Here is a 15,262-nt window from a genome sequence, read left to right as displayed (position 1 = left end):
CCTTCAGCAGACGTTAGGGTCGGCGGACCCGAAGATTAGAAACGCTTCCAAATCCTCTTAGTCGCAACATGGGTAACGCTTTGCGTTACCGAAACTGGTTTGTAGTTTCCTCGGGCAGCATGGCGCAGCTTTTCAAACCGAGCAGCAATACCTACGCGAAGCTCAGCATCTTCGGAGCGTTGTTTGCCGTCGCGGGCCTTTTGATGGGCCTCAACGAATTCAACCGCTCCTCTTATATGACCAACGAGTCGGTTGCGCGGGAGCAGCCGGTTCCCTTCAGCCACAAGCATCACGTCGGCGAGCTCGGCATCGACTGCCGGTACTGCCACACCGCCGTCGAGACCTCCTCCTTTGCCGGAATCCCGGCCACCCAGATCTGCATGAACTGCCACAGCCAGATCTGGAAGGACGCTCCGATGCTGGAGCCGGTCCGGGCCAGCTACCGCACCGGCCAGTCGCTGGAGTGGACGCGTGTCAACGACGTTCCCGATTTCGTCTACTTCGACCACAGCATCCACATCGCCAAGGGCGTGGGCTGCGCAAGCTGCCACGGCGATGTCGCGGCCATGAACCTGACCTGGCAGGCGGCGCCGATGACGATGGAATGGTGCCTGTCCTGCCACCGCGATCCGGGCCGCAACCTGCGCCCGCGCGAGAAGGTCTTCGACACGTCGTGGGTGCTCCGCGGCCATCAGCCGCACGGCGGCCTGGAAGGCGCGCCGGGCGCCGTGGATGGCGAGGGCCACGGCGAGGCGCACGCCGTGCTGGATCAGGAAACACTGGGCAGGCAGCTGATCGCCGAGTACCAAGTCCGGCCGCGCACCGACTGCTCGACCTGTCACCGCTGAGCATCATCTTTATGAAGATCGGTATCGATCCCGAAGCACCCGCATTCGACCTGGCCGCCGTCCGCGAGCGGCTGGCACGGTCCACCGGCCGCTCGTACTGGCGCAGCCTGGAGGAAGTGGCCGACACGCCCGAATTCCAGGCGTTCCTGCATGCGGAGTTCCCGACCAGCGCCGAGACGCTGACGTCCAGCCTGGACCGGCGCCAGTTCCTCAAGCTGATGGGCGCCTCGCTTGCCCTGGCCGGCATCGGCGCCTGCACCAAGCAGCCGGTCGAGAAGATCCTGCCGTACGTCAAGCAGCCCGAGGAGCTGATCCCGGGAAAGCCGCTGTTCTTCGCCACCGCCTTTCCGCTCAGCGGCGGCGCCATTCCCGTCTTGGCCGAAAGCCACATGGGCCGGCCCACCAAGATCGAGGGCAATCCGGAGCATCCCGCCAGCCTCGGCCGCACCAGTGCGCTGATGCAGGCCAGCGTGCTCGACCTCTACGACCCGGACCGCTCGCAGGTCCTGCTGCGGGCCGGCGAGATTCGCACCTGGGATGATCTGGTCAGCGAGCTGACCGCGCAGGTCGCGCAGTGGAAGGCGACGCAGGGCAAGGGGCTGCGCATCCTGACGCCGCCGACGTTCTCGCCCACCTTCGCCGCCGCCATGCAGGCCGCGTTGGCCACGCTGCCGCAGGCGCGATGGCACCGCTGGGAGCCGGTGGGACGCGAGAACGTGCGCGAAGGCGCTCGCCTGGCCTTCGGACGCGTCGTCGACGCGCGCTACGACGTGGCCAAGGCCGACGTCATCGTCTCACTGGAAAGCGACTTCCTCTTCGAGGGCCCCGGCCAGATCCGCTACGCGCGCGACTTCGCCTCGCGCCGCAAGGTCACCGGCAAGGCCTCGCGCATGAACCGCCTCTATGTCGCCGAGAGCGTGCCGACGGTCACGGGAGGCAACGCGGATCACCGCCTTCCGCTTCGCAGCGCGCGCATCGCTGCCCTTGCGCGGGCGCTGGCCATCGAGGTCGGCGTCGGCGTCGCAAGGCCCAAGGGCCTGGAGGCGCACGAGGCGTGGATCAAGGCGGCGGCGCAGGATCTCCGCGACCATCGCGGCGCGAGCATCATCATGGCGGGGCCGAGCCAGCCGCCCGAGGTGCACGCGCTCTGTCATGCGATCAACGAGAAGCTTGGCAACGCCGGCCGCACCGTCGTCTATGCCGAACCGCTCGAGGACGTGCCGCCGGGGCCGCGCGACGGCATCGTCGATCTCGTCTCCGACATCAATGCGGGTCGCGTCGATGCGCTGATCATGCTCGGCGGCAATCCGGTCTATGACGCGCCGGCCGATCTCGGCTTTGGCGGCGCGCTCGAGAAGCTTCCGTTCACGCTGCATCTGTCCTCGCACCAGGACGAAACATCGATCCTGAGCCTCTGGCACGTGCCCGCGGCGCACTACCTCGAGAGCTGGGGCGACGTGCGCGCCTACGACGGCACCGTCACGATCCTGCAGCCGCTGATCGAGCCGCTCTACCACGGCAAGACGGCGCTCGAAGTCCTATCGGTCCTGACCGGCGACACCGCGCGCACCGACTACGATCGGGTGCGCGACCACTGGAAGAAGAATGCCACCGGCGACTTCGAGAAGCTGTGGCAGCGCAGCGTGCACGACGGCTTCATCACCGGCAGCCAGCGCCCTGCGCTGACAATCTCGGCCGCCGCCGACGTCTTCACGCACCTGGCCTCGCTGCCGGCCGGCAGCGATGCCGAGGAAGGCATCGAGATCGCGTTCCGCCCCGATCCTTCGGCGTACGACGGCCGCTTCGCCAACAATGCCTGGCTGCAAGAGCTCCCCAAGCCCTGGACCAAGATGACCTGGGACAACCCGGCGCTCGTCTCTCCGGCGCTGGCGGAGAAGATGAAGATCGCCAACGGCGACATGATCGAGATCTCGGTCGGCGACACGCGCCTGCAGATGGCGGCGTGGATCCAGCCGGGAATGGCGGAGAACAGCATCGGGCTGCATCTCGGGTATGGCCGCGAGCGCGCCGGCCAGGTCGGCACGGCCGTGGGCTTCAACACCTACATGCTGCGCTCGTCGAAGACGCCGTGGTTCGTCGAGAACGCCAGCATCCGCAAGACCGGCAGCACGTATCCGCTGGCTACCACGCAGACGCACCACAGCCTGGAAGGCCGCGACATGTTCCGCACGGCCAGCTTCGCGACGTTCCAGGAGCACCCGACCTTCGCGCAGCACAAGCACCACGGCATCGACGAGAACGCGTCGTTCTATCCGGACTGGAAGTACGAGGGCAATGCCTGGGGCATGACCATCGACCTGGCCACCTGCATCGGCTGCAACGCCTGCGTGCTGGCGTGCCAGAGCGAGAACAACATTCCGGTGGTCGGCAAGGAGCAGGTGCTGGTCGGCCGCGAGATGCACTGGATTCGCGTGGACCGGTATTTCGAAGGCGACCTCGACAATCCCGAGCTCTACAACCAGCCGGTCCCGTGCATGCACTGCGAGAAGGCGCCGTGCGAGGTCGTCTGCCCCGTCAACGCCACCGTCCACAGCAGCGAAGGCCTCAACGACATGGTCTACAACCGCTGCGTGGGCACGCGCTACTGCGGCAACAACTGCCCGTACAAGGTGCGCCGCTTCAACTTCCATCTCTACCAGGACTGGACCACCGAGAGCACCAAGCTGCAGCGCAACCCGGACGTCACCGTCCGCAGCCGCGGCGTGATGGAGAAGTGCACGTACTGCGTGCAGCGCATCAATCAGGCGCGCATCCAGGCGCGCAAGGAAGACCGCTACGTGCGCGACGGCGAGGTCGTCACCGCGTGCCAGGGCGCGTGCCCGACGGATGCGATCATCTTCGGCAACATCAACGATCCCGACAGCGCCGTGGCCAAATCGAAGGCCGATTCGCGCAACTATGCGATGCTCTCCGAGCTCGGCACCAAGCCGCGCACGACGTACCTGGCCTCAGTGACCAATCCGCATCCGTCGCTGGCCAAGCCCGATCCGCATGCCGCCGGGCACGACCAGTACGACGCCAAGGGCGCGCACCAGGACACGCACGGCGGCCGCGAGCACGGACGTCCCGTCGACGGCCAGGGCGGCACCCACGGCGCCGGCGAGGACGAGGCGGTGCACCGCGAGCCGGCCGGCAGGGTCGAGCGAGGACAGGACTGATGACGGCCGCAGTGCAACCGATGCGTAGGCAGTGCGAAGGCGCCGGCGCCGACAGCCGGCGGCACGGATCAGCGAGCGCGCCGGCCTGCCGGCGACGCGAGCGAGGACAACACTGATGGGCGCGCCCGTTCAAGCAAGACATCGGCCCTACAAGCCGCCCGTGCTCGGCGCCGGCCACACCTTCGAGACGGTCACCGACAAGATCGCCTCGGTCGTTCTGACCAAGAAGGCGCCGCGCGGTTGGTGGATCGGCTTCCTGATCGCGTTCCTCCTGCTCAACGTCCTGATCGTTTCGCTCGGCAACCTGGTGCTCAAGGGCACCGGCATCTGGGGCGTCAACAATCCGGTCGGCTGGGGCTTCGACATCATCAACTTCGTCTGGTGGATCGGCATCGGCCACGCCGGAACGCTGATCTCGGCGATCCTTCTGCTGCTGCGCCAGGACTGGCGCACCTCGATCAACCGCTTCGCCGAGGCGATGACGCTGATGGCCGTGGCGTGCGCGGGCATCTACCCGATCTTCCACACGGGCCGTCCGTGGCTGGCGTACTGGCTGTTCCCGTACCCCAACACGATGGCGATGTGGCCGAACTTCCGCAGCCCGCTGATCTGGGACGTCTTCGCGGTGTCCACGTACGCCACGGTCTCGGCGCTGTTCTGGTACGTCGGCCTCATTCCGGACATGGCCACGCTTCGCGACCGCTCCAAGAGCGTCGTGGGGCAGAAGGTCTACGGCGCACTGGCGATGGGCTGGCGCGGGTCGGTGCGGCACTGGCACCGCTACGAGACCGCCTACCTGCTGCTGGCCGCGCTCTCGACTCCGCTCGTCATCTCGGTGCACAGCGTCGTCAGCTTCGACTTCGCCGTCGGCGTCATTCCCGGCTGGCATGCGACGATCTTCCCGCCCTATTTCGTCGCCGGCGCCATCTACGCGGGATTTGCGATGGTGCTCACCATCGCCATCCCGCTGCGCAAGGTCTACAAGCTCGAGGACTTCATCACCAAGCAGCACCTCGACTACATGGCGCGCGTCATGCTCGCCACCGGCCTGTTCGTCTGTTACGGCTACCTGACCGAGGCCTTCATCGGCTGGTACAGCGCCAACCAGTACGAAGGCTACATGATCCTGAATCGCTTCGTCGGTCCCTACGCCCTCGTCTACTGGTCGCTGATCCTGTGCAACGGCGTCGTCATCCAGGCGCTGTGGTTCGAGAGGATCCGCGCCAGCTCGCTGTGGCTGTTCGTGATCTGCATGTTCGTCAACGTGGGCATGTGGCTGGAGCGGTTCATCATCATCGTCACCAGCCTGCACCGCGACTTCATGCCGTCGTCGTGGTTCATGTACACGCCCACGCGCTGGGACTTCGGCGTCTTCATCGGCACGATCGGCCTGTTCACGACGCTGCTGTTCCTGTTCATCCGCTTCCTGCCGATGATCTCGATCTTCGAGATGAGGACCCTGGTGCCCGAGGCCGAGATCAAGGAGGAGGACTGACCTATGTCCGAACGCCTCCCGATCCATGGCCTGATGGCCGAATTCTCCAATCCGCAGGAGTTCGTGGCGGCGATCGAGGCCGTCAAGCACGCCGGCTACACGCGCTTCGACGCCTACAGCCCGCTTCCGATCGAGGAAGCCGCCGAGGCGATGGGGCTGCATGGCAGCGTGCTGCCCAAGCTCGTCCTCGCCGGCGGCATCGCCGGCGGCCTGTTCGGCTACGGCCTGGCCTACTGGACCAGCGTCATCGACTACCCGCTCAACGTCGGCGGCCGGCCGCTGCACAGCTGGCCGGCATTCATCCCGGTCATCTTCGAGTGCATCATCCTGTTCGCCGCACTGACGACCATCTTCGGCATGCTCGGCCTGAACCGCCTGCCGCAGCCCTATCACCCGGTGTTCAACGTCAAGCGCTTCGCATTGGCATCCAAAGACCGCTTCTTCGTCTGCATCGAGGCGAGCGACCCGAAATTCCACATCGACGACACCTGGAGATTCCTGCTCCGACTGGAGCCGCGGCAAGTCAGCGAGGTGGAATCGTGAAAAGCGGATGGAGCGAAGCGACCATCCGCCCACCGCGACCGTGCATCGGCACCGATCAGGCGGCGGCGCGCAGAGTGGCCCAGATGCAAGGCGGACGGCGAGGAACGAGCGGAGGCGTACTGGAGGTACGCCGGAGCGAAGGACGAGCCGTCCAACGCAGCAGATGGGCCGCTATGCGCGTCGCCCGGCCTCTCGGAGCGCTGCTTCTTCTGACGACGCTCAGCGCCTGCCGTAGCGACATGCACGACCAGCCGCGCCTGGAGCCCCTCGAGAACAGCACGTTCTTCAAGGACAAACGCGCCTCGCGGCCGCTGGTGAAAGGCACCATCGCGCGCGGCGAGCTGTCCGAGGACCTGCTGCTGACCACCGGGCGCGACGCCAACGGCCCGAGCGCCAGCTTCCCGTTCCCGATCACTGCCGAGATCATGGCGCGCGGCAAGCAGCGCTACGACATCTACTGCTCGCCGTGCCACTCGCGCGTCGGCGACGGGCGCGGGATGATCGTCATGCGCGGGTACAAGCAGCCGGCGTCGTTTCACGACGAGCGGCTGCGCATGAGCCCGCCCGGCTACTTCTTCAACGTCATCACCAACGGCTTTGCCACCATGCCGTCCTACGCGATGCAGGTGGAGGTCCCGGACCGGTGGGCCATCGTCGCCTACATTCGCGCGCTGCAGCTCAGCCAGAACGCCAGCTACGACGACCTCAACGCCGAGGAGCGCGCGCGCCTGACCGCAGGCGAGGCCGCCGAGGGACAAGGCGAAGGCGGTCAGCCCGCGCAGCCGGCGGCCCAACAGGAGCACCACGGTGGCTGAGACCAGACACGATCGCGCGGACTTCTCGCTCGACGGCGGGCACGTGCTGCGGCGCTGGCAGCGCCCCGCGATGATGATCGGCGCCGGCGGCCTGGTGCTGAGCGTGCTCGGCGCGCTGATCTGGCCGCAGCAGTTCTTCCAGGCCTGGCTGGTCGCCTACATGTTCTGGCTCGGCATGGCGCTCGGCTCGATGGGCATCCTGATGCTGCAGTACATCACGGGCGGACGGTGGGGCGCGGCGCTGCGGCGTCCGCTGGAGGCCGGCGCTTCCACGGTTCCGCTGATGGCGGTGCTGTTCATTCCGATCGCGATCGGGCTGCGCGCGCTCTACGAGTGGGCGGACCCGTCGATCGTGGCGCACGATCCGATCCTGCAGCACAAGTCGCCGTACCTGAACACGCCGTTCTTCCTGGCACGCGCCGTCGCCTACTTCGTCATCTGGACGATCCTGGCAAGGAAGCTGGTGGCCTGGTCCAAGCAGCAGGACGAGACCGGCCACACCGAGAAGATCGGACGCAACTTCCACTTCCTCAGCCGCGGCGGCCTGATGCTGTATGCGCTGACGATGACGTTCGCGGCCATCGACTGGGCGATGTCGCTGGAGTCGCACTGGTTCTCGCACATCTACGGCGTCCTCTTCACCGGCGGGCAGATCCTGACCGCGATGACGGCGATGATCGCGGTCTCTTCGGTGCTGTCGCTGGAGCGCGGCGCCGCCAAGGTGCTGACTCCCGAGCGCTTCCACGATCTCGGCAAGCTCCTGCTGGCCTTCATCATGGTGTGGGCCTACTTCCACCTCTCGCAGTTCCTGATCATGTGGTCGGCCAACCTGCCCGAGGAGGTGCCGTGGTACACCGCGCGCACCACCGGCGGCTGGTACCCGGTGTCGGTCCTTCTGGTGCTGGCGCACTTCGTACTGCCGTTCATCGTGCTCCTGTCGCGGCAGGTGAAGCGTGATCCGCGCGTGCTCGGGATGGTGGCCGTGGCCATGGTCGTGATCCGCTTCATCGACGTGTACTGGCTGATCACGCCCTCGTTCTCGCCGGGCGACTTCACCTTGCATCCGCTGCACCTGACCGCGCTGGTCGGCATCGGCGGCATCTGGGCCTCGATGTACCTCGGCAGCCTGGTGGCCCGGCCCATCATCGCGTTCAACGATCCCATCGTCGCCGTGGAGCTCGAGAAGGCATGAAGCACGAGAAAGCCCACGAGCCGGGCCACGAAGGCCACGAGCACACCGAGATTGCCGGCATCCAGTTCGAAGAGACCGACATCAACTATCGGCCGATCACGCTGGCGGCCATCTACGGCACCGTCGTCACGGTCACGTTCGTCGCGCTGGCGTGGGGCACGTTCCAGTACCTGCGCGGACGCGAAGCTGCGCTCAGCCCGCCGGCCAATCCGCTAGCCGCGAAGCATGCGCGCAAGGAGCCGCCCGAGCCTCGCCTGCAGGCCGATCCGCGCGCCGACCTGCTGGCGCTGCGCGCGGCCGAGGATGCGGCGCTTTCCAAGCTGGCCTGGGTCAACCGCCGCAACGGCATCGTGCAGGTGCCGATCGAGCGTGCGATGGAGATCGTCGTCAGCAAGGGACTTCCCGTGCGTGCGACGACGGCGCCTGCGGCCGCCCCGGCGGCCCGGTCCACCAGCAGTGCACCAGCAGCAGTCGCCGCCGACCTTGCGCCTTCCACCGCCGAGCCGGCGCTCGATGGCAAGGCACCGTCCATGCAGCCGGCACACCCAGGCGCACAGGGCGACACCGGAACCAGCGCCCCGCGTCCCGATGACGCGCACGACCCGATCTCGCCCGAGGAACGGCCATGAGGCGCACGTTCCCGATGACGGCTGCCGCGCTGTCGGTGGTCCTGACCGCATCGGCAGCGATGGCAACTCCGTTCGCGCCGGTTGCGCAGGGAACGCCGCAGGCCGCCCCCAGCGCCAGCCAGGGGCCGACCTCGCTGCAGGGCGTGGACTTCCAGCAGCGGCTGGGCGAGCAGCTCCCGCTGCAGACGCCTTTCGTCGACGAGAACGGCAAGCAGGTCATGCTCGGCGACTACTTCGGCAGCAGGCCGGTCATCCTTGTGATGGCCTACTACGAGTGCCCGATGCTGTGCACGCTGGTGCTCAACGGCACGGTAAAGGCGCTGCGGCCGATGAGCTTCACCGCCGGCGACGAGTTCGACGTCGTGGTCATCAGCATCGATCCAACCGAGACGCCCGAGCTGGCGCGCAAGAAGAAGGACGTCTACCTCGAGAGCTACGAGCGGCGCGGCAGCGGCGGTGGCTGGCACTTCCTGACCGGCACCGAGCAGTCGATCCGTGCCGTTGCCGACGCTGCCGGCTTCTCCTACCGCTATCTGCCGCAGACGGGCGACTACGCGCATGCGGCGGGGATCATCGTGGCCACGCCGCAGGGACGCCTGGCACGCTACCTGTACGGCATCGAGTATTCGTCGCGCGACATCCGATTGGCGCTGGTGGAGGCTGCCGAGGAGAAGATCGGCAACCTCGTCGACGCGCTGATGCTGTTCTGTTTCCGCTATGACGCCTCGATCGGGAAATACAGCACCGAAGCCATGGCTGCGGTGCGGGCGGGCGGCGTGGCAACCTTAATCGCTTTGCTCGGCTTCATCGTGCTCAGCCGCAGGCACGAGAGGCGCTCTCCGTCGAGGAGCTGATCAGAAATGTTTCCGTCCCTGTTCCTGTTTCCGCCGCAGGCCTCGACTCACGCGTTCGAGGTGGACGCGCTCTACGGCTTCCTGATCGCGGTGTGCTCGGCGGTGGCGCTCGGCGTCGTCTTCTCGATGATCTCGTTCGCCTACCGGTTCCGCCGGCGCGCCGGCAACACCATCGGCGCGGACATTCACGGCAACACGCCGCTGGAAATCGTTTGGACGTTCATTCCCTTCGTGACGGTGATGTTCATCTTCGCCTGGGGCGCCAGCCTGTACTTCAAGCTGTCACGGCCGCCCGACAACGCCATGGAAGTCTTCGTCACCGGGCGGCAGTGGATGTGGAAGGTGCAGCACATGGCGGGGCGGCGCGAGATCAACGAGCTCCACGTCCCGGTCGGTACGCCCGTCAAGCTGACGATGACCTCCGAGGATGTGATTCACAGCTTCTACGTGCCGGCGTTCCGCGTGAAGGCCGACGTGGTGCCTGGCCATTACTCGACCACCTGGTTCGAGGCCACCGAGCTCGGCACCTACCACCTGTTCTGCGCCGAGTACTGCGGCACCGAGCACTCGCGCATGATCGGCCGCGTCATCGTGATGGAGCCGGCGGAGTATCAGACCTGGCTCACCACCGGCAACGTCACCGACCTGGCCGCCACCGGCGGCCTGTCGACGGCATCGGCCACCGCCTCGGGTCAGGCCCCGACGCCCGCGAAGATCGGCGAGCAGCTCTTCCTCGAGAAGGCGTGCCAGACCTGTCACCTCAGCACGCCCGGCGGCATCGGCCCGCAGCTTGCCGGCCTGGCCGGACATTCGGTGGAGCTGGCCACGGGCGAGACGGTGACGGCCGATGACGCCTACATTCGCGAATCGATCCTGACGCCGATGACCAAGCTGGTGAAGGGCTACCCGCCCGTGATGCCGACGTTCCAGGGTCAGCTCACCGAGGAGCAGCTGCGGGCACTGGTGGAATACGTGAAATCGCTGCGCGCCGAGCCCGGCGCCGGCAGCGCGACGGCGGTGGACGCGCGCCACCAAGTCGGAGTCCAGTGATGGAAGCGACCGAACGAAGAGTGAACTACCTGAACGTGGATCACGGCATCCGCAGCTGGCTGCTGACCGTGGACCACAAGCGCATCGGGCTGCTGTACCTGGTCTCGATCACCATCATGTTCTTCCTGGGCAGCCTGATGGCCGGCGCCGTGCGAGCCGAGCTGCTCACGCCGCAGGGCGACCTCATGCAGTCGGACACCTACAACAAGGCGTTCACGCTGCACGGGATCATCATGGTGTTCTTCTTCCTGATCCCGTCGATCCCCGCCACCCTGGGCAATTTCCTGCTGCCGATCATGATCGGCGCCAAGGATCTGGCGTTTCCGCGGCTGAACCTGCTGTCCTGGTACATCTACATCGTGGGCGCCAGCATCGGGATTGCCGCCACCGTCGGCGGCGGCCTGGACACCGGGTGGACGATGTACACGCCGTACAGCACCGGGTACGCGACGACGAACGTCGTCTTTCCGGCGCTCGGCATCTTCATCACCGGATTCTCGTCGATCCTGACGGGGCTGAACTTCATCGTCACCGTACACAAGATGCGCGCGCCGGGGCTGACGTGGTTCCGGCTGCCGCTGTTCGTGTGGGCGCACTACGCCACCAGCCTGGTGATGATCCTGGGCACGCCGGTCATCGCCATCACCGTGCTGATGGTGGGCCTGGACCGCGGGTTCGGCCTGGGCATCTTCGATCCCAAGGCGGGCGGCGATCCGGTGCTGTTCCAGCACCTGTTCTGGTTCTACTCCCACCCGGCCGTCTACATCATGATCCTGCCGTCGATGGGCGTGATCTCCGAGGTGATCCCCGCATTCTCCAAGAAGCGCATCTTCGGGTACGGCTTCATCGCGGCCTCCTCTCTGGCGATCGCGTTGATCGGCTTCCTGGTGTGGGGACACCACATGTTCACCACCACGCAGTCGATGTACGCGGCGCTGGTGTTCTCGGTGCTGACGTTCGCGGTGGCCATCCCCTCGGCGGTCAAGGTCTTCAACTGGACCGCCACGCTCTACAAGGGCGCCGTCAGCTTCGAGGCGCCGATGATCTACGCGCTCGGCTTCATCGGGCTGTTCCTGGTCGGAGGGCTCACTGGGCTCTTCCTCGGTGCGCTCGGCCTGGACCTGCACGTGCACGACACCTACTTCGTGGTCGCGCACTTCCACTACATCATGGTCGGCGGCGCGATCATGGGCTACATGGCCGGGCTGCACTTCTGGTGGCCAAAGATCACGGGGCGGCTCTACAACGACATCGCGGCCAAGACGGCGGCGCTGCTGATCTTCATCGGATTCAACCTGACGTTCTTCCCGCAATTCATCGCGGGCTACGCCGGGATGCCGCGGCGCTACCACTACTATCCCGAGGAGTACCAGGTGCTGAACGTGCTCTCGACGGCGGGCGCCAGCGTGCTCGGGATCGGCTATCTGCTGCCGCTGATCTACCTGCTGGCGTCGTTGCGCTTCGGGCGCCATGCCAGCCGCAATCCGTGGGGGGCATTCGGCCTGGAGTGGATGATCCAGTCGCCGCCGACGCCCCACAACTTCGACCACACGCCGACGGTGACCTGGGAGCCGTACGACTACCCGGAGATCCACAAGCTGCCCACGCGCATCGGCGAGGCCGTGCGCCCGCATGCTGCCATCGCCGAAGGTGTCGCTTTCCCCGCCGAGGGCAACGTCCATGTCTAGCAGCACCGCCTCGCGCCTCCAGCACCACTTCGCCACCGAGCAGCAGCAGCTCGATGCCTCCACGTTCGGGATGTGGGTGTTCCTCGTCACCGAGATCCTGTTCTTCGGCGGCGTGTTCTGCGCGTACGTCGTCTATCGCGCGCATTACCCGGACGTTTTCGTCCACGGCAGCCATCATCTCGATGTCGTGCTGGGGGCCTTCAACACTGTCGTGCTGATTGCCAGCTCGCTGACGATGGCCATGGCCGTGCATTCGGCTCGCGTGGACCGGCAGCGGGAGCTGGCCATGTATCTGCTCGGGACGATGGCGCTCGGGCTCGTATTCCTCGGGGTCAAGGCCTACGAGTACACGCACAAATGGCACGAGGGGCTGTTCCCCGGGAACTTCTTCTATCAGGCCGACGACGCCCCGCTGCAGCGGCTGTTCTTCTCCATCTACTTCACGCTGACCGGGTTGCACGCGGTGCACATGATCATCGGCATCGGGATCCTGGCCGTGATTCTGGTGGCTGCGCTGCGACGGCAGTACGGGCCGCGATGGCACACGCCGGTGGAGGTGATGGGCCTGTACTGGCACTTCGTCGACCTTGTCTGGATCTTCCTGTTCCCGCTCCTGTATCTGATCGGGCGGCACAGCTAGGAGCGCGCGATGTCGGTTCATCACTACGATCCCAAGGCCACCGTTCGCGCGTACCTGATGGTGTTCAGTGCGCTGATGGTCTTCACCGCCCTGACGGTGGGCGCTGCGTACGTCGACATGGGAGCGATGAACAACGTGGTCGCGCTCGCCATTGCGGTGGCCAAGGCTCTCATGGTCATGCTGATCTTCATGCACGTGCGTGAGAGCTCGCCGCTGATCTGGCTGACGGTAGGCGCGGGGGTGCTGTTCTTCGTGATCATGATCGGGCTGACGATGGTCGACATGACCTCGCGCGGCTTGATGGGAATTCTCGGAAAGTAGGTCGGCGGCGGCGGCGGACGCGCCGCGGCGGCGGATTGTCGCGGCAGCGGGCGGTCGGCGATTGGGCGGTCGGCGATTGGGCGGTCGGCGATTGGCGTTGGGCGGTCGGCGATTGGCGTTGGGCGGTCGGCGTCCCGATGTGCGCAGGTGACGCAAGGCTCCTGCGACAAGGTGGCGCGCCACCCTGCACCGCCCTCACCTTGCGGCCTCCATTTGCGCGTTTCCGGCTTCACTCGCCCGTGCCTTCCACAGGTACACATCCCCACGCAGCCGCATGAGCGGCGGCTTGCCGGCGCGGCAGCCGAGCTCCCAGATCAGGCCGTCGGGCGCGCAGCCGTCGACGCGAATGAAGCCGCGGTGGATGAAGTCGCCGTGGTGCTCCTCGCACACGCACGTCAGATTCCAGCTGAAGTCGGGGCCGCCAAGAGAGCGGAACCAGACGTGATGCCGGTGCAGCATGCCGCGCCGGCTGCAGCCGGGGACCTGACAGCGGTAGCTGTCGCGCGCGAACAGCGGGTCTTCGTGCTGCGGCAGTGAGGTCCAGGTCAGATAGGCGTGCGCAAGAATTCGTTCGAAGCTTCGCCAACGGGGCTCGATGGCCCGGCGGCACCCTTCGATGGCGTCCTCGAGGAGTGAGGCAACGCTGGCAGGCATCAGTATTCCAATTCGGGAGCCGACGCGGCGGCTGAAGCTCTCCATGTCGGCCTGCGTGTGCGCACGCATCTGGACGTTGGCCTCATCGATGCGACCGAGCGCGTCGGCCGTCACGTCCAGGTCCAGCGGCGGCGGGGGCTGGAAAGCATCGCCGCGGTCGTCGTCGGCGCGGTCGAGCGCCCAGCTGATGTCGGCGCTCAGCCGCCGCAGCGTCACCTTCCGTGCGCGCTCGATCCAGGCCTGCTCATGGTTCCTGCCGATCACGCGCAGCAGCGCGGTGGCGGCCAGCCAGCCGACGCGCCCGTCGCGGTAGGCCTGCAGTAGAAGCGGCGACTTGTACGCGCACTCGCGATCGAGGCGGACAAGAGCCATGGCCTTGCTGCCGCACATGCCGAGGCGCGCTTCCGCGTACAGCCGAAGATCGGCGAAGCCCATTCTCTGGTGCAGCCGACCGTCGGCGATCCTGCGCAGAGTTGTGGCGAGCTGTGCATCGATGCGCTGCATCGCCTCGCGGGCAATGCGCAGGCGGGCGTCGATCTCGAAGGCGTCGGCGTCGGCCAGGCCAACGAGCAGTCGGTCGAGTTCGAAGACGACGGCTGGCCTTTGCGGCGGCCGCACCCAGCCGAACCCCTCGCAGGTACCGTGGAGAGCTTCGAAGGCTTTGACGAAGGCCTCTCTGCGCTGGCCCGGGCGCGGAGGCGGCGGAGGCTGGGGCCCAGGCGGGTCGCAATACGGCCAGCTCGTCGCCTCGCCGGCAACGGCTTCGGCAACGCGCCATGCCGGAACGTCCTGGCCGTGCATCCGGGAGGCGAGATCGATCATCACGCGCCAGAGCTGCCGGCCAAAGCGCGTGGTTGTCATGGTCCAGTGGACGAGCGGGTCGTCGCTGGCAGCGGATGAAGCCGCGGCGCCAAGCGGCGAGCGCGCATGCGGCCCCGCGCCGTCGCTTCGGTCGGACGCGCACGCATCTGGACCTGCACCATCACCACCTCCCGGCGCGCACGCATCTGGACCTGCACCGTCACCACCTCGATGCGCACGCATTTGGACCTGCACCGTCACCACCTCCCGGCGCGCACGCATCTGGAGCCGCACCATCACCACCTCCCGATGCGCACGCATTTGGAGCCGCACCCTCGCCGGGCGCAGGATCACCGCGGCGTGCGGCGTCCAACAGCTCTGCCAGTCGGCGTGTGGTCGAAATCAGAGCCAAGCGCAGCCATCCGCGCTCGGTCTGAGGCGTCGCGATGCGAACCAGCATCCGCGCGTGCGTCCAGCGAATCGCTCCGCAGAGAAACGCTTGCTGAATTGCCGGCAGCGACTCGAGCGCCGTTACCACGCGCGCGTCCTCTTG

At 66.6% G+C, this 15,262-nt stretch carries 13 protein-coding genes; 12 read left to right on the top strand and 1 reads right to left on the bottom strand.

What is annotated here, in order from left to right:
* Positions 1 to 119 precede the first annotated feature (119 nt).
* The 12 genes from VEC57_17500 to VEC57_17445 all read left to right on the top strand — a co-directional run bounded on the left by VEC57_17500 (position 120) and on the right by VEC57_17445 (position 13,254).
* Positions 120 to 848 carry a cytochrome c3 family protein gene (locus VEC57_17500; protein HYC00933.1) on the top strand — a complete coding sequence of 243 codons (729 nt, stop codon included), beginning with the start codon at positions 120 to 122 and terminating at the stop codon, positions 846 to 848.
* An 11-nt stretch (positions 849 to 859) separates the two neighbouring features.
* Positions 860 to 4,027 (top strand): TAT-variant-translocated molybdopterin oxidoreductase, encoded by a 3,168-nt coding sequence (locus VEC57_17495; GenBank protein ID HYC00932.1) that lies wholly within the window; start codon positions 860 to 862, stop codon positions 4,025 to 4,027.
* A gap of 115 nt (positions 4,028 to 4,142) precedes the next feature.
* Entirely contained in the window at positions 4,143 to 5,522 is a 1,380-nt protein-coding gene (gene nrfD / locus VEC57_17490) for an NrfD/PsrC family molybdoenzyme membrane anchor subunit (GenBank protein HYC00931.1), read from the top strand.
* 3 nt (positions 5,523 to 5,525) lie between these two features.
* Positions 5,526 to 6,065 (top strand): DUF3341 domain-containing protein, encoded by a 540-nt coding sequence (locus VEC57_17485; protein HYC00930.1) that lies wholly within the window; start codon positions 5,526 to 5,528, stop codon positions 6,063 to 6,065.
* A gap of 239 nt (positions 6,066 to 6,304) precedes the next feature.
* Positions 6,305 to 6,880, top strand: a complete 576-nt coding sequence (locus VEC57_17480) for a cytochrome c (GenBank protein ID HYC00929.1) — start codon at positions 6,305 to 6,307, stop codon at positions 6,878 to 6,880.
* The gene (locus VEC57_17475; GenBank protein HYC00928.1) at positions 6,873 to 8,072 is read left to right on the top strand and encodes a hypothetical protein; all 1,200 of its coding nucleotides are present in this window, start codon (positions 6,873 to 6,875) and stop codon (positions 8,070 to 8,072) included. The genes VEC57_17480 and VEC57_17475 overlap by 8 nt, the downstream gene beginning before the upstream one ends.
* Positions 8,069 to 8,701, top strand: a complete 633-nt coding sequence (locus VEC57_17470) for a hypothetical protein (GenBank protein HYC00927.1) — start codon at positions 8,069 to 8,071, stop codon at positions 8,699 to 8,701. Before VEC57_17475 ends, VEC57_17470 begins: the two co-directional genes overlap by 4 nt.
* Positions 8,698 to 9,555 (top strand): SCO family protein, encoded by an 858-nt coding sequence (locus VEC57_17465; protein ID HYC00926.1) that lies wholly within the window; start codon positions 8,698 to 8,700, stop codon positions 9,553 to 9,555. The genes VEC57_17470 and VEC57_17465 overlap by 4 nt, the downstream gene beginning before the upstream one ends.
* Positions 9,556 to 9,561: 6 nt before the next feature.
* Positions 9,562 to 10,605, top strand: coding sequence for a cytochrome c oxidase subunit II (gene coxB, locus VEC57_17460; protein HYC00925.1), 1,044 nt, complete (start codon positions 9,562 to 9,564; stop codon positions 10,603 to 10,605).
* Positions 10,605 to 12,293, top strand: coding sequence for a cytochrome c oxidase subunit I (gene ctaD / locus VEC57_17455; GenBank protein HYC00924.1), 1,689 nt, complete (start codon positions 10,605 to 10,607; stop codon positions 12,291 to 12,293). Before coxB ends, ctaD begins: the two co-directional genes overlap by 1 nt.
* A complete protein-coding gene (locus tag VEC57_17450; GenBank protein ID HYC00923.1) occupies positions 12,286 to 12,933 on the top strand; it encodes a cytochrome c oxidase subunit 3 family protein in 648 nt (215 codons plus the stop codon). Before ctaD ends, VEC57_17450 begins: the two co-directional genes overlap by 8 nt.
* A 9-nt stretch (positions 12,934 to 12,942) precedes the next feature.
* Positions 12,943 to 13,254, top strand: coding sequence for a cytochrome C oxidase subunit IV family protein (locus tag VEC57_17445; GenBank protein ID HYC00922.1), 312 nt, complete (start codon positions 12,943 to 12,945; stop codon positions 13,252 to 13,254).
* A 195-nt stretch (positions 13,255 to 13,449) separates the two neighbouring features.
* On the opposite strand, the gene VEC57_17440 is transcribed toward VEC57_17445, so the two are convergent.
* Entirely contained in the window at positions 13,450 to 14,769 is a 1,320-nt protein-coding gene (locus VEC57_17440; protein ID HYC00921.1) for an HNH endonuclease signature motif containing protein, read from the bottom strand.
* Positions 14,770 to 15,262: the final 493 nt, after the last annotated feature.

It is taken from the genome of Candidatus Limnocylindrales bacterium (assembly GCA_035626395.1).
Lineage (GTDB): Bacteria > Desulfobacterota > Binatia > UBA1149 > CAITLU01 > DASPNH01.
Note: the sequence above shows the minus strand (reverse complement) of the source record. Positions and strands in the feature narration are given on the sequence as shown.